Annotated in this window: 19 protein-coding genes and 2 pseudogenes; 8 read left to right on the forward strand and 13 right to left on the reverse strand. The window is 65.5% G+C overall.

All coding sequences use genetic code 11. The features are described from left to right. The 7 genes and pseudogenes from BLW56_RS05340 to BLW56_RS20810 all read right to left on the reverse strand — a co-directional run. Positions 1-606, reverse strand: coding sequence for a hypothetical protein (locus BLW56_RS05340; protein WP_093509576.1), 606 nt, complete (start codon positions 604-606; stop codon positions 1-3). Between the two features lies 1 nt (position 607). Next, complete coding sequence (locus tag BLW56_RS05345) at positions 608-1,225, reverse strand: DUF2238 domain-containing protein (protein WP_256203315.1); 618 nt, start codon at positions 1,223-1,225, stop codon at positions 608-610. Then, on the reverse strand, positions 1,222-2,001 hold the full coding sequence (locus BLW56_RS05350) for a dimethylarginine dimethylaminohydrolase family protein (protein ID WP_093509577.1): 780 nt from the start codon (positions 1,999-2,001) through the stop codon (positions 1,222-1,224). The genes BLW56_RS05345 and BLW56_RS05350 overlap by 4 nt, the downstream gene beginning before the upstream one ends. Positions 2,002-2,060: 59 nt before the next feature. Then, a complete protein-coding gene (locus BLW56_RS05355; RefSeq protein ID WP_093509578.1) occupies positions 2,061-3,086 on the reverse strand; it encodes an aspartate-semialdehyde dehydrogenase in 1,026 nt (341 codons plus the stop codon). Between the two features lie 47 nt (positions 3,087-3,133). Next, on the reverse strand, positions 3,134-3,745 hold the full coding sequence (locus tag BLW56_RS05360) for a DUF1287 domain-containing protein (RefSeq protein WP_093510801.1): 612 nt from the start codon (positions 3,743-3,745) through the stop codon (positions 3,134-3,136). A 98-nt stretch (positions 3,746-3,843) separates the two neighbouring features. After that, positions 3,844-4,221: a 50S ribosomal protein L19 gene (gene rplS, locus BLW56_RS05365; RefSeq protein ID WP_037513643.1), complete on the reverse strand. Its 378-nt coding sequence runs from the start codon at positions 4,219-4,221 to the stop codon at positions 3,844-3,846. Between the two features lie 5 nt (positions 4,222-4,226). Next, positions 4,227-4,313 (reverse strand): annotated as a pseudogene (locus tag BLW56_RS20810) (tRNA (guanosine(37)-N1)-methyltransferase TrmD); the annotation flags it as partial. Between the two features lie 240 nt (positions 4,314-4,553). Here BLW56_RS20810 and BLW56_RS05370 point away from each other — a divergent pair. Beyond that, on the forward strand, positions 4,554-5,924 hold the full coding sequence (locus tag BLW56_RS05370) for a sulfatase-like hydrolase/transferase (protein WP_093509579.1): 1,371 nt from the start codon (positions 4,554-4,556) through the stop codon (positions 5,922-5,924). On the opposite strand, the gene trmD is transcribed toward BLW56_RS05370, so the two are convergent. Beyond that, positions 5,897-6,604 carry a tRNA (guanosine(37)-N1)-methyltransferase TrmD gene (gene trmD, locus BLW56_RS05375; RefSeq protein WP_093510802.1) on the reverse strand — a complete coding sequence of 236 codons (708 nt, stop codon included), beginning with the start codon at positions 6,602-6,604 and terminating at the stop codon, positions 5,897-5,899. The genes BLW56_RS05370 and trmD overlap by 28 nt on opposite strands. Further along, positions 6,601-7,524: a LysR substrate-binding domain-containing protein gene (locus BLW56_RS05380; RefSeq protein ID WP_093509580.1), complete on the reverse strand. Its 924-nt coding sequence runs from the start codon at positions 7,522-7,524 to the stop codon at positions 6,601-6,603. The genes trmD and BLW56_RS05380 overlap by 4 nt, the downstream gene beginning before the upstream one ends. Positions 7,525-7,626: 102 nt before the next feature. On the opposite strand from BLW56_RS05380, the gene BLW56_RS05385 reads away from it, so the two are divergent. Beyond that, entirely contained in the window at positions 7,627-7,827 is a 201-nt protein-coding gene (locus BLW56_RS05385) for a hypothetical protein (RefSeq protein ID WP_093509581.1), read from the forward strand. 76 nt (positions 7,828-7,903) lie between these two features. Here BLW56_RS05385 and BLW56_RS05390 read toward each other — a convergent pair whose 3' ends face one another. Further along, entirely contained in the window at positions 7,904-9,418 is a 1,515-nt protein-coding gene (locus tag BLW56_RS05390) for a serine hydrolase domain-containing protein (RefSeq protein WP_093509582.1), read from the reverse strand. A 228-nt stretch (positions 9,419-9,646) separates the two neighbouring features. Between BLW56_RS05390 and BLW56_RS05395 the strand changes: the two genes are divergently transcribed. Next, a complete protein-coding gene (locus BLW56_RS05395) occupies positions 9,647-10,033 on the forward strand; it encodes a surface-adhesin E family protein (protein ID WP_143043383.1) in 387 nt (128 codons plus the stop codon). A gap of 7 nt (positions 10,034-10,040) precedes the next feature. On the opposite strand, the gene rimM is transcribed toward BLW56_RS05395, so the two are convergent. The 3 genes and pseudogenes from rimM to ffh form a co-directional block, all read right to left on the reverse strand. After that, positions 10,041-10,541: a ribosome maturation factor RimM gene (gene rimM / locus BLW56_RS05400; protein WP_093509584.1), complete on the reverse strand. Its 501-nt coding sequence runs from the start codon at positions 10,539-10,541 to the stop codon at positions 10,041-10,043. Positions 10,542-10,697: 156 nt separating this feature from the next. After that, positions 10,698-11,174: pseudogene (gene rpsP / locus BLW56_RS20815) on the reverse strand (30S ribosomal protein S16); the annotation flags it as partial. 45 nt (positions 11,175-11,219) lie between these two features. Beyond that, positions 11,220-12,662, reverse strand: coding sequence for a signal recognition particle protein (gene ffh / locus BLW56_RS05410; protein ID WP_093510803.1), 1,443 nt, complete (start codon positions 12,660-12,662; stop codon positions 11,220-11,222). Between the two features lie 249 nt (positions 12,663-12,911). On the opposite strand from ffh, the gene BLW56_RS05415 reads away from it, so the two are divergent. The 5 genes from BLW56_RS05415 to BLW56_RS05435 are packed head-to-tail and all read left to right on the forward strand — an operon-like array spanning position 12,912 to position 18,224. Continuing rightward, positions 12,912-14,543 carry a putative bifunctional diguanylate cyclase/phosphodiesterase gene (locus tag BLW56_RS05415; protein WP_093509586.1) on the forward strand — a complete coding sequence of 544 codons (1,632 nt, stop codon included), beginning with the start codon at positions 12,912-12,914 and terminating at the stop codon, positions 14,541-14,543. Positions 14,544-14,594: 51 nt separating this feature from the next. Further along, a complete protein-coding gene (gene dapF, locus BLW56_RS05420; RefSeq protein WP_093509587.1) occupies positions 14,595-15,401 on the forward strand; it encodes a diaminopimelate epimerase in 807 nt (268 codons plus the stop codon). After that, complete coding sequence (locus tag BLW56_RS05425; RefSeq protein ID WP_093509588.1) at positions 15,398-16,633, forward strand: MiaB/RimO family radical SAM methylthiotransferase; 1,236 nt, start codon at positions 15,398-15,400, stop codon at positions 16,631-16,633. The genes dapF and BLW56_RS05425 overlap by 4 nt, the downstream gene beginning before the upstream one ends. After that, positions 16,630-17,556, forward strand: coding sequence for a signal recognition particle-docking protein FtsY (gene ftsY, locus BLW56_RS05430; protein ID WP_093509589.1), 927 nt, complete (start codon positions 16,630-16,632; stop codon positions 17,554-17,556). The genes BLW56_RS05425 and ftsY overlap by 4 nt, the downstream gene beginning before the upstream one ends. After that, a complete protein-coding gene (locus BLW56_RS05435) occupies positions 17,553-18,224 on the forward strand; it encodes an inner membrane-spanning protein YciB (protein ID WP_093509590.1) in 672 nt (223 codons plus the stop codon). The genes ftsY and BLW56_RS05435 overlap by 4 nt, the downstream gene beginning before the upstream one ends. Positions 18,225-18,236: the final 12 nt, after the last annotated feature.

Genomic DNA, 18,236 nt, shown 5'->3' on the forward strand with positions numbered 1-18,236 from the left:
TCAGCGGAAGAAGCAGTTGGTGCCCGCGAACAGCGCGTCGATCTTCGCCGTTTCGCCGGGCGCCGCGAACATGCCGCCGATGACAGTGTCGCCGGTGCCGATGCTGAATTCCTCGCCCAGCGTGCTGTCCTCGAGATCGACGATCGACACCGATTCCTTCGCCTTGGCGCGCGTCGTGCCGATGGCGATGCCGCTCATCGTCGAATAGATGTTCGCGCCGGGTTCGTTGCCGAGAAACCAGCCGGCGAATTTGCCGTCCTGGAAGTTGAGCGTCATCGCGTCGTAGCGGGTGAATTCCATCGTGCCGGCGCCGCATTCCTCGTTGGTGCTGCGGTCATCCTCCTTGCCCGCGACATTGGCAAGCGCGGTTTCGGCCTGCGCGCGCGGGACGCCGAAGGCGAGCAGGCTGGTCTTGCCGCTGGTCTTGTCGACGAAGCGCAGTCCCTCGCCATCGAGGCTGACCGCGGTGGTCGCGGCGTTCGGGCCGTCGGCCTTTGCCTCGGGCACCGCGGGCGCGACGGGGTCGGCGTCCGCGGGGGCCTGTTCGGCGGCGGGTTTGCAGGCGGCGAGCAAGCCGATCATCGCGAGAGTGGTGAACTTGCGCATATTATCTCCTGTCGCGGCGCGGGATCGCCAGCACCAGTATCGCACCCAGCGTCGCGAGCGCCATATCCTTTTGCGCGTCCCAGATGTCGCCCTGTTGCCCGTTATAGCGGTCGGCGGTCTCGCCCGCCGCGACGATGGTGAGCAGCCATTCGAAGATTTCATAGAGGCACGAAATGGCGAGAACCCACGCCAGCACGGTCAAGGCCGCGCCGCGCGCGCCGAGCCCACCCCAGCGCCGTGCGATCTCGGTAACGGGGATCACCGACAGCGCACCGAAGGCGAAATGGACGAGACGGTCATAGTGGTTGCGCGTCCAGCCGAAGGCTTCGGAGAGGCTCGTGCCCGCCAGTGCGCGCGTCCATTCGTCGTAGGGGACATTGCTGTACGCGTAGCGCCCGCCGAGCGTGTGGAGCGCCATGAATGCCACGATGCACGCGACCGACGCGGTCGACAGCGGCCAGCGGCGGAGCAGCGCGGGCGATGCGACGATCAGCAGCATCGTCGGGATATGCTGGAGCAGCGCGATCTCGGGATAGGGCTGGTCGATTTGCGCGAGCAGCAGGAGGATGAGAAGCAGGCCGGTCAGGCGGCGCTGCGCGGGCGGGGTCGCGGCGCTCACCAGCGGAGCGACATGCAGCTGAGTCCCGCATCGATATGCGCGATCTGGTCGGTCGGCAGCGGACGGATTTCGATGCCGCGCGCGCCAAGCAACGCGTGCGTCGCGGGCCAGCGGTCGCCGACGAGGACGGTATCGCGGATGCGCAGGATGTTGGCGGCGGGTTCTTCGCCCGGCGGGGTCGTTACCACCTCGAGCCCGGCGAACTCGGGGCAGTCGGCGAGCGCGGGGACGGCGAGGATGGTCGATTCATCGATCAGCCCGCAGCCGGTCTTGAAGTGGAGCACGCCGGGCGGCGTTTCGGCGATTTCGGCGCGGGTGCCGAGTTGGCCGAGCAGCCCGGCGAGTTCTTCCGCCCCTGTGCGGTCGGTACGCGCCGAGAGGCCGATGATCACGCGGTCGGCGAGGCGCAAGATATCGCCGCCGTCGGCATAGCCGGGGCCGGTCATTTCGAGGAGGCGGCTGTGATGTGTCGCGAGCGGTTCGCGGATATGCGCGACCTCGCCCGCGCGGCTCGGCGCGCCGGGGCGGAGCAGGATCGCTCCCTCCGGAAAGGTCAGCGCGACGTCTTCGGTAAAGAGCGCGTCGGGGAAATCATTGAGCGGCGGCAGGACTTCGACCGCAAGGCCGAGGTCGCGCAGCGTCGCGACATAGGCTTCATGTTCGGCGAGGAGGCCGTAGAAATCCGGATCGGGGCCGCCGTCGGCGCGGATGCCCTTAACCGCCGAGCGGGCGGGGGCGCGGCAGAGGGCATGGGTGAAGGCATAGGGGCTGGTCATGCCTCATCCCTACCCGTTCGCATCCCGAAGTCGAGATGCGAACGGGGAGAGGTTCGGGCTCAGCCCTTCTTGAGGTGCCGGCGGCCAAGCAGTTCGGCGATCTGCACCGCGTTCAGCGCCGCGCCCTTGCGGAGGTTGTCGCTGACGCACCAGAGGTTGAGGCCGTTCTCGACCGTCGGGTCTTCACGCACGCGCGAGACGAAGGTCGCGAAATCGCCGACGCATTCGACGGGGGTGATGTAGCCGCCGTCCTCGCGCTTGTCGTGGAGCACGACGCCGGGCGCCTCGCGCAGGATGCGCTGCGCGTCCTCGGCCGACAATTCATCCTCCATCTCGATGTTGATCGCTTCCGAGTGGCCGACGAAGACGGGGACGCGGACGCAGGTCGCGGTGACCTTGATCTTCGGATCGAGGATCTTCTTGGTCTCGACGACCATCTTCCACTCTTCCTTGGTCGAACCGTCGTCGAGGAATTTGTCGATGTGCGGGATGACGTTGAAGGCGATCTGCTTGGTGAATTTCTGCACGTCCTTTTCGTCGCCGACGAAGATCTGGCGCGTCTGGTTCCACAGCTCGTCCATGCCCGCCTTGCCCGCGCCCGACACCGACTGATAGGTCGAGACGACGACGCGCTTGATCTTGGCGGCATCGTGGAGCGGCTTCAGCGCGACGACCATCTGCGCGGTCGAGCAGTTCGGGTTCGCGATGATGTTGCGCTTGGTATAGCCGTCGATCGCATCGGGGTTCACCTCGGGCACGATCAGCGGCACGTCGGGGTCCATGCGATAGAGCGAGCTGTTGTCGATCACGACGCAGCCGGCGGCGGCGGCCTTTGGCGCGTGGATCGCGGTCGCGTCGCTGCCGATCGCGAAAATCGCCATGTCCCATCCCGACCAGTCGAAATTCTCGATATTCTGGCACTTCACGGTTTTACCGGTATCGCCGATTTCGATCTCGTCGCCCTGGCTGCGCGACGATGCTACCGCCGCCAGTTCGTCGTAGGGAAATTCGCGCTCGGCGAGAATGGCGAGCACTTCGCGCCCGACATTGCCCGTGGCTCCGGCGACTACGATACGATAACCCATTACTTCACTCCTCAGTGCAAATACTCGGTTGAAAACGTTACGATAATTCAGACTTTCCAGCGGAAATGGCCGGTCAGCTTATGCTTGAACAGCGCATCCTCCTCGCGCGTCCCGCCGCCGATATTGTGGAGCACGAGCGGCACGCCGGTCGTGTCCTTGCGGTCGGACACGATGCCGGTATGCGGCAGCCGGCCGCCGACCACAGAGGTGAAGATGTCGCCCGGCCGCCAGTCGGCGGGATCGTCGGTGACGGGCAGCGCCGCGCCGTGCCGCCGCCAGTAGGTCGCGAGGTTGGGAACACGGCGATGGTCGATGTTGCGGTCGGGGCGGCCGAGGCCCCAATTCTTGGGATAGGCCCCGAAATTGGCCTTCATATCGGCGTTTACAAGGGCCTGAAGGTCGAGAGCCAGCGCGTCGCGAAAAGCGCGGATCACGACGTCGGTGCATACGCCCTTGGCGCGGTCGACATCGCCGTTGGGGAAACGCAGCACCGTATAGGCGGGGTCATAGGTCAGCGTGACGCCGACCTGCCGCCGCGCCGCCGCGACCACGCGCTGCGCATTGGTGAGCGCCATCGCCTCGCCCGACACGCCAAAGGCGAGCACCGCGCCAAGGAAGGCGCGGCGCGTCGGCTGGAAGGGGAGGACGGACTGGTGCATCAAATTCGCTTTGCCCAAAAGAAAACGACCGGCTCTGCCTGTTGGCGGAACCGGTCGTTTTTGAAAGCTGTTTCGGCTTTGTAGAGGAGAAGCTCTCCTTAGCCTTCGCCGGCTTCCGACCGATATTCGCGGCGCTCCGCAATACGCGCCGATTTACCAGTGCGGCCACGAAGATAGTAAAGCTTCGCACGACGCACGGCACCCTTGCGGATGACGGTAATGCTGTCGATGTTGGGCGAATAGAGCGGGAACACGCGCTCGACACCTTCGCCGAACGACATTTTGCGCACGGTGAAGTTGGAGCCCATGCCCTTGTTCGAGCGTGCGATGCACACGCCTTCGAAATTCTGGACGCGGGTGCGTTCGCCTTCGACCACCTTCACGCCGACTTTCAGCGTGTCGCCGGGACGGAAGGTCGGAATGGTCTTTGCCGCTTTGGCGATTTCTTCGGCTTCAATCGTCTGGATGAGGTTCATGTCCTCTAGTCCTTTTCTTGTCGCCGCGCGCCAGAGGCAGGTCGGTCCCGAGCACCCTCATGGCGCTCCCAAAGGTCCGGCCTGCGTAACCGTTTCTATCGACAAGGCTTCCCGATCGCAGCACTTCGGAAACCCTGCGCCCTGTCCGCAAAGCGATCAGGGATAAGCGGATGACAGGCACATGCGATGAACGCGATTCGCCTGGTTCCACTTGAAGCCGGGGCCACTACGCCGGAAAGGCGCCAAATGCAAGGGGTTCGGCAGACCGGCGGCGGCGGCGATTTAAACAGCCATTAACCAAAATCCGCCATGGACGGCATCGAAGGGGACCGATGCTGTACATGAATGCCATAAAGCCGCTGGCGAGCCGCGCTTTTGCGCCGGCCGGCGGCGTGGGGCTGGCCGCGTTCCTCAACTGGGCCTTGTGCTGGATCATATTGCCCAACCTGCCCTTCTTGCCGATCACGGTGATGGGCGGCCCGATGCGGGCGTCGGAGATCATGCTGTGCGGCGCGGTCGGCTTCGCCGCGAGCTGGTTCGGCTATTGGGTCCGCCTCACGGCCTTTTTCGGCCTGCTTTTCTACCTGACGCTCGTCTTTATCGCCAACATGTTCAACATGCATATCAGCATGATCCTGTCGGTGATCGCGCTGGTGCTCGACCTTCGCCCCGCCGCCTCGCCCGAATATATGGTCGGCGGCGGCCTGCTGATCCTCGTCCTTGCCTTTGCCGCACGGCAGCTCCGCAAGCCGCAGACCCTGCACGGACTGCAATGGATCATCGCGGCGGCCGCGCTGACCTATACGCTGGCGCAGGCCGACTATATCTGGGCGCGCGACGGTTCGACCGCCTATAACCGGATGGCGCCCGTCGGCGCGCCCTTCACCTCCGCAACCCGTCAGACCGGTTTCCTGACGCTTGCCGACGGCAAGCGCAATGTGATGATCGTCGTGGTCGAGGCGATGGGGCTTCCCACCGAGGCGACGCTGCGCGAGCGGCTCGACGCGATCTGGACGCGCCCCGAACTGTCGGAGCGGTTCGCGATCAGCCAGGGCAGCACGACCTTCTATAATTCGACGACCAAGGGCGAGATTCGCGAGCTATGCCAGCGCTGGGGCGACTATGGGGAAATTACCGGTCCCCAGCCCGATTGCCTGCCCGCCATATTGGCGCGGCGCGGCTATCGGACGCACGCCTTCCACGGCTTTTCGCCGAAATTCTTCGATCGCGACCAATGGTATCCGCTGATCGGTTTCGAACAGACGAGCTTTCGCGATACGATCGAGGCCGAGGGCGCGGGGCATTGCCCCAATGTCTTTCCCGGCGCGTGCGACCGCGACATCCCGCGCCTGATCGGGCGCGATCTGGCCGCGGCAAAAGAGCCGCAGTTCATCTATTGGCTGACGCTCAATTCGCACCTGCCGGTCGTTGCCAACGCCGAGCTGCGCACCGAGAATTGCCGTCAGCTCGGCGCCGTTCTCGATAGCGACTATCCGCAGGTCTGCCGTCTTTTCGCGGTCTGGGACGATACCGCCGCGGCGCTCGCCGCGATGGCGAGCCGGCCCGATTTCCCGCCCACGGACATCCTCATCGTCGGCGATCATATGCCGCCCTTTACCCAGCAGAAAAGCCGGCTGATGTTCGACAGCGCAAAGGTGCCGTGGGTGCTGCTGCGCTATCGCCCGTCGCGCGCAGCGACATAAGCCGCCCACAGGTCGGGGCGGCGCGCCCTTGTATCGCGCTCGGCCTGCTCGCGGCGCCAGGCGGCGATCTTTTTGTGGTCGCCCGATCGCAGCACATCGGGAATATCCTGTCCCTCCCAACTTACCGGGCGGGTATAGTGCGGATATTCGAGCAGCCCCTGCTCGAACGATTCATCGTCGCCGCTCGCCGCCGCGCCCATCACGCCGGGGAGCAGCCGGATGCAGGCGTCGAGCAGCAGCAGCGCGCCCATTTCGCCCCCCGACAGGATGATGTCGCCCATCGACACCTCCTCGATCGCGCGCGCAGCGAAGATGCGCTCGTCGAACCCCTCGAAGCGGCCGCAGAGAATGATCGCGCCGGGACCGGCCGAAAGAGAGCGCACGCGCGCCTGCGTCACCGGTGCCCCGCGCGGCGTCATGGCAAGGATCGGCAAGCCCGGATGCGCCGCGACGGCATGGTCGATCGCCGCGCCTAGCACATCGGCCTTCAGCACCATGCCCGCACCGCCGCCCGCGGGCGTGTCGTCGACGGTACGGTGCTTGTCGGTCGCGAAATCACGGATCTGCACCGGCGCGCAATGCCATGTGCCGCTTTCGAGCGCGCGCCCCGCCATGCTGTGCCCCAGCGGGCCGGGGAACATGTCGGGATAGAGGGTCAGGGGGACAGCAGTGAAGGTCATGATGGCGGCTCCCATACCGCGTCGGGGAGCAGGTGGCGATCCTTCTCGATCTCCGCATGCAGCCATTCGCGGAAGCGTTCGATCTTGCGCACCCCCACCCGATTGTCGCGGTGGACGAGCCACATGCCCGACGTCGCCGACACATAGAATGTGTCGAAGGGCTGGACCATGCGGCCGCTCGCGAGTTCGCCCTGCCAGTAGAGCGGGGTCATCATCGCGACGCCGAAGCCCGCCTGTACCGCGCTCCCTTCCTGCAACTGGCTGTCGAGTTCGATCCCGCGGCGCGACGGCACCAGCGGCGTTTCGACGCCAGCAAGGGTGAACCAGTCGGCCCACCAGCTATCGTTCGGCGCGAGCCGCTGGACGCGCAGCAGGTCGGCGGGTTCGCTTATGCCATGCTCTTCGATAAACGCCGGCGAGGCGATCGGCGCGAGATATTGGCGCATCAGGAAATCGGCGCGCAGCCCGGGCCACACACCCCGGCCGATGCGGATCGCGACGTCGACGTTCGAGGCGTCGAAGTCGACCAGATCGTTGCTCATCGCCATGCGCACCGCGAGCTCGGGATATTGGAGCTGGAAGCTGCCGATGCGCGCGCTGAGCCAGGTGCCGCCGAAGCTGGTCGAGGCGTTGATCGTCAGCACATCGGCCTCGTCGCTGCCGAGCGCGGCGAAGGCATCGCCCATCGTCGCGAAGGCGTTGCTGATCGCGGGGAGCAGCCGTCGCCCGGTTTCGGAGAGGCGAACCCGCCCCTTTTCGCGCACGAAGAGCGCGCGTCCGAGCCGGTCCTCCAATTGGCGGATTTGATAACTGACCGCCGCCTGCGTCAGTCCCAGCTCTTCGGCGGCGCGCGAAAAATTCTGCAAACGACCGGCGACTTCGAAGGTGCGTATGGCAGCGAGGGGCGGCAGGCGGGACATACGACCTTATAAGTCAGCCTTATATCATGGTCTACGCCTTTTGTTGGCGGCGCGGCGCCAATGGGCGCATTCAGGCTGTACCGAAGCGAAAGGAGATGAACGATGAAAGACGAGCAGTTCATGCGCGTTTGGAATGACGGTCATGATCATTTCAGCGCCGATATCGCCCGCGGCCTTCACTGGCTCGCGACCCCGTTCCGCCGCCTCGGCGAATGGATCGCCCTGCCGAGCGCGCCCGGCGAAGACAGCGCCTTTACCCGCGTCGCCCAGCGCTGCGGCGTCCGCCCGCGCCGGGCACGATAATTTCCCTGTCCGTCCCCTAGGGTCAGGGTGAAACGGGGTGAGGCTGTCCCTTGCATAAAGCCTCACCCCGTCGACATTATCGCGCCTCGGGCGGGACGACGCGTAAGCGTAGCGCCTGGATCGTCGCTGGTGTCGTTGGCGCGAGCAGCAATTGCCCGTCGAGCTTTCCCTTTTCGCAGTTGAGGCGAAACGCACTCGACATCGCGCCGGTTGGCGCCAGCGGTTCGTCGGTCGGGCATTCGCCGACCTCGGCCTTCAGCTTGGCGAATTCGACCTTCCAGTTATCGGCCGAGCGGTCGAGCAGGAAGTTCATCGCGAGCCGGCCCTGAAGCGGACCGACATCGCCCGCAGCATAGGCCGCCTTCGCCGCCGCATAGGCGTCCGCGACCGCCGGCGACACGGGGATCGCACGCGCCTCGAGCAGCCCCGCCTTGTCCAGCGCGACCGCGGTGTCCCATGCCGGGCCCGACGGACCGGCATAAGTGCGGTTCGACAGCGCGAACACCCCGACGCCATGATCGGGCATCAGCATCACATGGCTGCCATAACCCGGATAGCCGCCGCCATGCGCGAGCGTGAGGCCGAGGTCGCAATCCTGTGCGACGCGCCAGCCCATGCCATAGGCGGCGGCCTGTTTGCACGCGGTCGCGCCGCTGGCGCCGATGCGGTTCGTGACCGAGACGAAGTTCGATCCCTGCGCGATCTCGCGTACCGTCGACCGCTTGACCGGGCCATTATCGGCATCATCGCGCGCGGGCCATGCCGAGAGCAGGAAGGCGACCCATTTGGCATAATCGTTGGCGCTGACCTGCAACCCGCCCATCGCATTGAACGCGCCATCGACCATCTCGGGCTCGGCGGTCCATTTGTCATTTTCCCAGCGATAGCCGAGCGCATAGCGCGTCTTCGGAGCCTTCGGCGCGTCGAAGCCGCTGCTCGTCATGCCGAGCGGGGTCAGGATCGTCTTCTGGACATAATCGGTATAGGCCATGCCCGACGCATTGGCGACGATGCGGCCAAGCAGCGCATAGCCGAAGTTCGAATATTCATGTTGGCTCTGCGGCACGCGACTGAACGGCACGCCCGTCGCGATCATTTTGGTGAAGTCGTCCTGCGGCAGCACCTGCTGCCGGTCGCCCCACGGATCGTCGGTAACGAAGCCGCCGACATGCTGGAGCAAATCCCTGACCCGTATGCGCGGGCTGTCCTTGGTCGGATAGGTCCAGCCCCTCATTTCGGGCACATATTGTTCGGCAAGATCGTCGAGGCGGAGTTTGCCGTCGTCGCGCAGTTTGAGGATCGACAGCGCGGTGAACGCCTTGGTCATCGAGGCGATGCGGAACAGGCTGTCGGGCGTGACGGCGCGCTTGTCGGCGATGTTCTGGACGCCGATGCCCTTCACATAGGCGAGCTTGCCGTCCTCGACGACGCCGTAGACGAGGCCGGGGATATGCTGCTCGGCCTGGAATTTCGCGAAGAGCGCATCGATTTCGGGGGCGAGCTGGTCGAGCGCCTTGGGGGCGTCCTGCGCCTGCGCAGGTGACGACACGGCCAAAATAGCCGCGAAAGCAAAAGCCGATCTCGAACGCATCACGATTCTCCACAAGCAAGCTGGACGAGTCCGGCTGCGACATCACCCGAACCTGATCCGGGGTGGCGCGCTCGCGGTCAAGCCTCGCGTTGATCGCCATCGCCGGGAAACCGGAAACCCGGGCCGTGTCCGGGCAATGACAGGGCATCCCCAAATTACCCGGGCTTGCTTTGGCGGGCGATATCAGCAGGGTGGCCGCGCGCCGACCGGGCGCACGGGGGACCAGACATGCGAAAATTCATTTGCGCGATAGTGGCGGTATCGACGCTGGGCGTGGCGGCGCCAGCGGCGGCCGAATGGACCCGGCTTACCGACGACGACCGCGGCGTGTTTCATTATTACGACCCGGCGACGGCGAAGCGGAGCGGACCGCTCGTGCAATATCGCTCCCGCGCGGACGGACGTAACGCCACACTCGACGAAGACGAACCGCCGCTGAGCGTTATGCTGGAAGAAATGGATTGCAAGGGCAACCGGATGCGGCCGATCGAGATCATCGATTATGACGCGAGCGGCGCAGAGATCCAACGTTTCGACATGAGCGACGAGGAACATTGGTTCGATATCGCGCCCGATTCGATCGCGGCGCGGAAACGAGAGACACTCTGCCGCTAAGCCGACGCTAGTCCGCGTCGGCAAAGGCCTGGGCGACGACCAGCCGTTCGGCGTTCCATTCGGGCACCGCCTCGACACGCATCGGCACCATGAAACGCTTGCCGGTCGGGCGTTCGATTTCGACGATGTCGCCGGCGCCGAAATTGTCGATCGCGACAACGGTGCCGATCGCGCTGCCGTCGGTCGATACGCACGGCAAGCCGAGCAGGTCGTGATGGTAATATTCGCCCTCGCCAAGCGCCGGCAATGCCGAGCGCGGGACGGTAAGCACGGTGCCGCGGAGCGCCTCGGCGGCGCTGCGGTCGTTGACCTCGGCAAAGGTCGCGACCGCGCCCTGATTGGCGGGGCGCACCGATTTGAGCGTGAGCTTGCGGTCGCCCGCATCGAAAACGGAAAAGGCGCGGAGAGCCTCCGCGCCTTCGCCAAACAGCTTGAGACGCACCTCGCCCCGTACCCCGTGCGCGCCGGCGATGGCGGCGAGGGTGACGGGGCGATTCGCGTCGGCCAAGGTTTAGCCTTCGGCCTTTTCTTCGCCAGCTTCGGCGGCCGGAGCTTCTTCGGCTTCGGCAGCGACCGGGCCGCCTTCGGCGACTTCTTCGGCGATCGCGGTCGCGTCGTCGGCGGTCGCGTCGGCCGGGGTTTCGTCGGCGACGGCTTCGGCAACGGCTTCGGCGGTTTCTTCGCTCTTCACCGAGCCGGTTGCGTCCGATTCAGCGGCTTCGGGAGCGGCAGCTTCTTCAGCGGCGGGCGCTTCGGGTTCCGGGGCCGGTGCGGCGGCAGCGGCGGCTGCGGCTTCTTCGGCGTCAGCCAGCTTCTGGGCCTTTTCCTCGGCGCGTTCCTTGGCCTTTTCACCCGGAACAGCCTTGTTCGGGTTGTTGCGCGCGGCGCGTTCGAGGACGCCAGCGGCGTCGAGGAAGCGAGCGACGCGGTCGGTCGGCTGCGCGCCAACCGAAACCCAATGCTTCGCACGGTCGGCGTCGAGCTTCACGCGCTCGGGATTGTCCTTGGCGAGCAGCGGGTTATAGCTGCCGATACGCTCGATGAAGCGGCCGTCGCGCGGGCTGCGCGAGTCAGCAACGACGATCTTGTAATAAGGACGCTTTTTCGAACCGCCGCGTGCGAGGCGAATGGAGGTTGCCATGAGTAATTCCTTCTTTCTAATTCAAATTCGAGTTGTCGGTTAAAATCACTTTTTCTTATTCATCAGATTCGCGAGTTCGGGCGGGATCGATCCGCCGCCACCGAGACCGGGGAGGCCACCGCCCATTCCGCCCATTCCGGGAATGCCGCCGCCCTTGCCGAACAGCGCGCCGAGGCCCTTGAGCCCGCCCATCTTGCGGATCTTCTTCATCGCGCTGGCCATTTCCTGGTGCATCTTCAGCACCTTGTTGACCTGCTGCACCGTGGTGCCCGAGCCATTGGCGATACGGATCTTGCGCTTCGCGGTCAGGATTTCGGGCTTCGCGCGTTCCTTGGGGGTCATCGACCCCATGATCGCGTCGAAGTGGATGAGCATCTTGTCGTCGGCGGCGCCGGCGGCCATCTGCGCCTGCGCCTTCTTGATCCCGGGGATCATCCCGGCGAGCGCGCCGAGGCCGCCCATGCGGCGCATCTGATTGAGTTGCGTGCGGAGGTCGTTGAGGTCGAACTGGCCCTTGGCCATCTTCGCCGCCATCGCCTCGGCCTCTTCGGCCTGGATCGTTTCGGCGGCGCGTTCGACGAGGCTGACGACGTCGCCCATGCCGAGGATGCGACCCGCGATGCGCGAGGGCTGGAAGAGTTCGAGCCCGTCGAGCTTTTCACCTGTACCCGCAAACTTGATCGGCTTGCCAGTGACGGCGCGCATGCTGAGCGCGGCACCGCCGCGCGCGTCGCCATCCATGCGCGTGAGCACGACGCCGGTGAGCGGCACCTGATCGGTGAAGCGCTGTGCGACCTGCACCGCGTCCTGACCCGTGAGGCTGTCGACGACGAGCAAAGTTTCGGCGGGGTTCGCGGTACGCGACACCGCCTGCATCTCGTCCATCAGCTGCTGATCGACGTGGAGGCGGCCCGCGGTATCGAGCATCAGGACGTCATAGCCCTGAAGCTTTGCCGCCTGCATCGCGCGCTGCGCGATCTCGACCGGCTGCTGACCCGCGACGATCGGCAGCGTCGCGACGTCGATCTGCGTACCGAGGACGGCAAGCTGTTCCTGCGCAGCGGGGCGATTGACGTCGAGCGACGCCATCAGCACCTTCTTGCGCTCCTTGTCCTTCAGCCGCTTCGCGATCTTCGCGGTCGTGGTGGTTTTACCCGAGCCCTGAAGGCCGACCATCATGATGACGGCAGGCGGGGTGACGGCAAGGTCGAGCTCGGCGGTTTCCGAACCGAGCATTTCGGTCAGCGCGTCGCTGACGATCTTGACGACCTGCTGCCCCGGGGTGACCGAGCGCAGGACATTCTGGCCGATCGCGAGATCGGTGACCTGATCGACGAAGCTGCGCACCACGGGCAGCGCGACGTCGGCCTCGAGCAGGGCGATTCGCACTTCGCGCATCGCGGCGCGCACGTCGTCCTCGGTCAGCGCACCGCGGCCGCGGAGCTTCCCGAAAACATCGCCAAGCCGATTGCTCAGACTGTCGAACATGCGCCTCAAATCCTTGTTTTCGACGCCCGCAACGCAAAACACGCCGGTGAGCGAAACCTCGCCAACCAGCGGTATCCGTGGACAGGTTTTCCGTCGCGGATGTCGATATGCCCGAACGCAAAATGCGCGCGAACGCGGCGGCCAATACACATTTATGCCCATATAGGCAAGCAAGCGCCGATGCGGCCCACTTAACCCAAATTTCACCGCTTTGCGCCCATAGAGCGCATGAGGGTGGGAAAAATTCATATGACAGCGACGCCGAAGCCATTCGACCGAAGCGAGGGCGCCAAACGCGATATCATAGCCGGCGGCATCGTTGTCGCCGCAATCCTGCTGTTCGTGGGGACGGGCAGCAATGTGATGCAGGCGGCGGTGCGTGCGCTGATCGGCATCGGCGGCGGCCCCGATCGCGCGCTCGCCACCGCACTCGTGCTCAACGTCGCGCTGATCCTGTTCGGCTGGCGCCGGTACAAGGATCTGAACCGCGAAATCCGCGAACGCACCGAGGCCGAACAGCGCGCGCGCTACCTGGCCGACACCGACCCGCTGACCGGCTTCCTCAACCGCCGGGCGCTGCTGTCGGCCGGGCAACGGATGATCGCCGGCGCAGTCGCCGAAAAGCGTCAGGTCGCGCTGTTCCTGCTCGACCTCGACCATTTCAAGACGGTCAACGACATTCACGGCCATGCCGCGGGCGACCGGGTGCTGCAGGTCGCCGCCGAGCGCATTTCGGCCGTTCTGCCCCCCAATGCAACGAAAGCCCGGCTCGGCGGAGACGAGTTCGTCGCGATGCTGGCCTTTGAACCGGCGGCGCGCGCCGACATCGACGCGCTCGCGGCCGAACTGGTCGCCGAACTCGACAACAAGGTCGTGCACGACGCGCAGCAGATCCGGATCGGCGCTTCGCTGGGCATCGCGCTCGCGAACGATGTCGGCATGACGATGGAAACGATGGTCCGTCAGGCCGACATCGCCATGTATCATTGCAAGGACGAAGGCCGGAACCGCTTCTGCTGGTTCGAAGCCGGAATGGAGATGGCCGTGCAGGTTCGCAACCAGATCGAAACCGGCATTCGCGACGGCATGCCGCGCGGCGAGTTCATCCCGCATTTCGAGCCGCAGGTCGATATCGCCAGCGGCCGGCTGCTCGGTTTCGAAATGCTGATGCGCTGGGAATCGCCCGAATATGGGATGATCCCGCCCGAACGTTTCATTCCGGTCGCAGAGGAAAGCGGCCTGATCGGCGAACTGTCGCTGCAGGTCATCCGCGAGGCGATGGAAATCGCCAAGCGCTGGGATCCGTCGATCATGCTCGCGGTCAATATCTCGCCGCAGCAATTGAAGGATCCCTGGTTCAGCCAGAAACTGACCAAGCTGCTCGTCGAGACGGGTTTTCCGGCGGCACAGCTCGAGGTCGAGATCACCGAAAGCTCGCTGTTCGAAAATCTGCCGCTCGTGCGCTCGATCGTCACCAGCCTGAAGAACCAGGGCGTATCGCTGAGCCTCGACGATTTCGGCACCGGCTATAGCTCGCTGTCGCATCTGCGCGCGCTGCCGTTCGACCGGATCAAGATCGACCGCAGCTTCATCGCCGCGATGCGCGGCAGCCCCGATGCACAGGCGATCGTCGTCGCGATCGTGCGGCTCGGTGAAAGCCTTGCCATGCCGATCACCGCAGAGGGTGTCGAGGATGAGGCGACCGCGATCGAACTGACGCGGCTTGGCTGTTCGAAGGGTCAGGGCTGGTTTTTCGGCCGCGCCGCGTCGGCCGCCGACACCGACCGCCTGCTCGCCGACCGCGGCCTGCTGCGCGCGCCCTTGGTGCCGCCTGCGGGCCCCGACACGAGCGAAGACGCGCCGCTGCGCAAGACGGCGTAATCCCGCCGCATCGCTAGACTTCGCGCCCGCGCCCCCTTACATGCGCGGATTATGGCAGACCGCTTCACCAAGATGCACGGCCTCGGCAACGACTTCGTCGTGATCGACGCGCGCGTGACGCCCGTCGAGATGACGCCGGCGCGCGCGCATGCGATCGCCGACCGCCGCCACGGCATCGGGTGCGACCAGTTGATCCTGCTCGAACCGTCGAACAACGCCGATGTGAAGATGCGGATTTTCAACGCCGACGGCGGCGAGGTCGAGGCGTGCGGCAATGCGACGCGCTGCGTCGCGACGCTGATCGGCAAGCCCGCGGTGATCGAAACGCTGGGCGGGATGCTGCGCGTCACCCCGGCCGACGGCGGCGCCGAGGTCGTGCTCGGCGAACCCGAATTCGACTGGGAGCATATCCCGCTCGCGATGCCGATGGACACGCGCGACATGCCCGTCGCGTGGGACGAGCTGGAGCATGGCGCGGGGGTCAATGTCGGCAATCCGCATATCGTGTTTTTCGTACCCGAGGCCGACGCCGTCGCGCTCGACGAGTTGGGCCCGCGGATCGAGACCGATCCGCTGTTCCCCGAGCGCGTCAACGTCAATGTCGCGAGCCTCGACGGCGAAAACCAGTTGCAGCTCCGCGTCTGGGAACGCGGCGTCGGCCTGACGCAGGCGTGCGGCACCGGTGCGTGCGCGACCGCGGTCGCCGCGATCCGCGCCGGCCTTGTCCAGTCGCCGGTGACGGTGTCGCTGCCCGGCGGCGACCTCGTCATCCGCTGGGCGCCCGGCGAACCGATCGTGATGAGCGGCGCCGCGACACGCGTTTACGAGGGCGAGACCGACTGGGCGCAATTCGGATGAGCGCATCCCTCGTCGACCGGCAAGAGGTCGTCAATTTCGGTTGCCGACTGAACATCGCCGAGGGCGAGGCCATCCGCTCGGCCATCAAGGCCGCGGGCGCGCGCGACACGATCGTCTTCAACAGTTGCGCAGTGACCGACGAAGCGGTGCGGCAAGCACGGCAGGCGGTGCGCCGTGCGCTACGCGAGCGGCCGGGAACCGAGGTTGTGGTGACGGGGTGCGCGGCCGAACTGGAGCGCGATGCTTTTGCTGCAATGGGTGCCCGGGTGGTGTCCAATGACGCGAAAGGCCTGACTCAAAGCTACGGCGGCGCAGTCGCGCCGGCGGCTTCGGCCTACGCCCCAGCCCTCTCCGGCGCCGATCATGCGCGCGCCTTCCTCGGCGTGCAGACGGGTTGCTCGCATAGCTGCACTTTCTGCGCGACGGTGCTGGCGCGCGGGATCGCGCGATCGGCAAGCGTCGACGCGGTGGTCGCGTCCGCACGCACCGCTCTGGATCGCGGGCAGCACGAGATCATCCTGACCGGCGTCGACCTTGCCAGCTATGGCGACGACAGCGGCACGACTTTGGCCGCGCTGGTCGAGGCGTTGCTGGCTTTGCCGGTGGGGCGCCTCCGCCTCTCGTCGCTCGACCCGAACCGGATCGATGACGCGCTGTTCGCGCTGCTGACGCAGGAAAAGCGCGTGATGCCGCACGTCCATTTGTCGCTGCAGGCGGGCGACGATATGGTGCTGACGCGCATGAAGCGCCGCCATCGCCGCGCCGACGCGGTGCGGCTGATCGAGCGATTGAAGGCGGCGCGCGCCGACATCGCGATCGGCGCCGATCTGATCGCGGGTTTTCCGACCGAGGACGACTCGATGTTCGCGAACTCGCTGGCGCTGATCGACGATTGCGACATCGTCTTCGGTCATATCTTTCCCTACAGCCCGCGCGCCGGGACGCCCGCCGCGCGGATGCCGCAGGTCGGCCGCACGGTCGCGCGCGAACGCGCCGCGATCCTGCGCGAAGCCAATGCACGGCGTCGGCAGGACTGGCTCGATACGCAAACCGGCCGCACCGCTTCGATGCTCGTCGAGCGCGACGGCGTCAGCGGCCATGCCGAAAATTTCGCCGCCGTGACGCTGACCGCACCCGCGGCGCCCGGCACCATTATCGACGTGCGCCTGACGGCGCGCGACGGCGACCGAATGATCGCCACCCCCACCCAAGCAAAGGACATCGCCGCATGACCGGCAAAAGCTGGAGTGAAAGGCTGCTCGGCGGATTTCGCCGCACCTCCGAACGGCTCGGCGAAAATCTCGCCGGGCTGACCGGCAAGGCGCGGCTCGACGAGGACGATCTCGACCGGATCGAGGAGGCGCTGATCACCGCCGACCTTGGCCCCGCGATGGCAGACCGCATCCGCGGCCGCCTCGCCGAACGCCGCGACATCGCCGCGAACGGCACCGAGGAACTGCGCAAGGTCGTCGCGGAGGAAATCGCCGCGGTCCTGCGCCCGGTCGCCGAACCGCTCGACATCGACGCTTTCCCGCGCCCGCAAGTCATATTGGTGATCGGAGTCAACGGATCGGGCAAGACCACGACGATCGCCAAGCTCGCGCACCTGTTCCAGGAACAGGATTATGGCGTGATGCTGGTCGCCGGCGATACCTTTCGCGCCGCCGCGATCGGGCAATTGAAGGTCTGGGCCGAACGGCTCGGCGTGCCGATCATGGCGGGGCCCGAGGGCGGCGACAGCGCGGGCATCGTGTTCGACGCGGTGAAACAGGCGACGGCGACGGGCATCGACGTGCTGATCGTCGACACCGCCGGACGGCTTCAGAACAAGCGCGAACTGATGGACGAACTCGCCAAGATCAAGCGCGTGCTCGGCCGGCTCAATCCCGCCGCGCCTCACGACGTCGTGCTCGTGCTCGACGCGACGACGGGGCAGAATGCGCTGTCGCAGATCGACGTGTTCCGCGAGGTTGCCGGCGTCACCGGCCTCGTGATGACCAAGCTCGACGGCACCGCGCGTGGCGGCGTGCTCGTCTCGGCCGCCGAGCGTCACGGCCTTCCCATTCACGCGATCGGCATCGGCGAAACCATCGATGATCTTCGCCCGTTCGATGCGGACGAGATCGCGGGCATTATTGCAGGAAATATCCGATGAGCGACGTGCTTCCCACTGGCCCCGAGACGGTCCCGGCACCGCCGCCCGCGAAGCATGGCTGGCTCAATTTCGTCATCGATTTCGGGCCGCTGCTCGTCTTCTTCGTCGCCTATAAATTTTCGTCGGGCGGCGAAGGCGCCTTTGCTGCGACGACCGCCGCGATCAAGGGCACGGTGGCGTTTATGGTCGCGATCGTCATCGCGATGATCGTGTCGAAATGGAAGCTCGGCAAGATTTCGCCGATGCTGTGGATGTCGAGCATCCTTGTCCTCGGTTTCGGCGCGCTGACCATCTGGTTCCACGACGAGCGCTTCATCGTGATGAAACCGACGATCATCTACGCCGCCTTCGCGGTGCTGTTGCTCGGCGGATATTATTTCAAAAAGCCGATGCTGAAATATCTGCTGCAGTCGGCGCTGGAAGGGCTCACCGACCGTGGCTGGCTTCTCCTGTCGCGCAACTGGGGGATATTCTTTGCCGCGCTCGGCATCGCCAATCATGTGATGTACGAGATGATCCAGGCGAAGCAGATGAGTTTCGACCTGTGGCTGACGATCAAGGTCTGGGGGGTCACCGCCCTCTCCTTCCTCTTCACCTTCAGCCAGGTTCCGGTGATGCTGAAGAACGGCCTCGCCGTGCCCGAAGAGGCTGCCGCCGACAAAAGTTGATGCATTTCCCCC

This window comes from Sphingopyxis sp. YR583 (assembly GCF_900108295.1).
In the GTDB taxonomy this organism is placed as follows: domain Bacteria; phylum Pseudomonadota; class Alphaproteobacteria; order Sphingomonadales; family Sphingomonadaceae; genus Sphingopyxis.

Coding starts and splice junctions, on each gene's coding strand:
- BLW56_RS05340 (WP_093509576.1), bottom strand. CDS start 606: ATGCGCAAGTTCACCACTCTCGCGATGATCGGCTTGCTCGCCGCCTGC.
- BLW56_RS05350 (WP_093509577.1), bottom strand. CDS start 2,001: ATGACCAGCCCCTATGCCTTCACCCATGCCCTCTGCCGCGCCCCCGCC.
- BLW56_RS05355 (WP_093509578.1), bottom strand. CDS start 3,086: ATGGGTTATCGTATCGTAGTCGCCGGAGCCACGGGCAATGTCGGGCGC.
- BLW56_RS05360 (WP_093510801.1), bottom strand. CDS start 3,745: ATGCACCAGTCCGTCCTCCCCTTCCAGCCGACGCGCCGCGCCTTCCTT.
- rplS (WP_037513643.1), bottom strand. CDS start 4,221: ATGAACCTCATCCAGACGATTGAAGCCGAAGAAATCGCCAAAGCGGCA.
- BLW56_RS05370 (WP_093509579.1), top strand. CDS start 4,554: ATGCTGTACATGAATGCCATAAAGCCGCTGGCGAGCCGCGCTTTTGCG.
- trmD (WP_093510802.1), bottom strand. CDS start 6,604: ATGACCTTCACTGCTGTCCCCCTGACCCTCTATCCCGACATGTTCCCC.
- BLW56_RS05380 (WP_093509580.1), bottom strand. CDS start 7,524: ATGTCCCGCCTGCCGCCCCTCGCTGCCATACGCACCTTCGAAGTCGCC.
- BLW56_RS05385 (WP_093509581.1), top strand. CDS start 7,627: ATGAAAGACGAGCAGTTCATGCGCGTTTGGAATGACGGTCATGATCAT.
- BLW56_RS05390 (WP_093509582.1), bottom strand. CDS start 9,418: ATGCGTTCGAGATCGGCTTTTGCTTTCGCGGCTATTTTGGCCGTGTCG.
- BLW56_RS05395 (WP_143043383.1), top strand. CDS start 9,647: ATGCGAAAATTCATTTGCGCGATAGTGGCGGTATCGACGCTGGGCGTG.
- ffh (WP_093510803.1), bottom strand. CDS start 12,662: ATGTTCGACAGTCTGAGCAATCGGCTTGGCGATGTTTTCGGGAAGCTC.
- BLW56_RS05415 (WP_093509586.1), top strand. CDS start 12,912: ATGACAGCGACGCCGAAGCCATTCGACCGAAGCGAGGGCGCCAAACGC.
- dapF (WP_093509587.1), top strand. CDS start 14,595: ATGGCAGACCGCTTCACCAAGATGCACGGCCTCGGCAACGACTTCGTC.
- BLW56_RS05425 (WP_093509588.1), top strand. CDS start 15,398: ATGAGCGCATCCCTCGTCGACCGGCAAGAGGTCGTCAATTTCGGTTGC.
- ftsY (WP_093509589.1), top strand. CDS start 16,630: ATGACCGGCAAAAGCTGGAGTGAAAGGCTGCTCGGCGGATTTCGCCGC.
- BLW56_RS05435 (WP_093509590.1), top strand. CDS start 17,553: ATGAGCGACGTGCTTCCCACTGGCCCCGAGACGGTCCCGGCACCGCCG.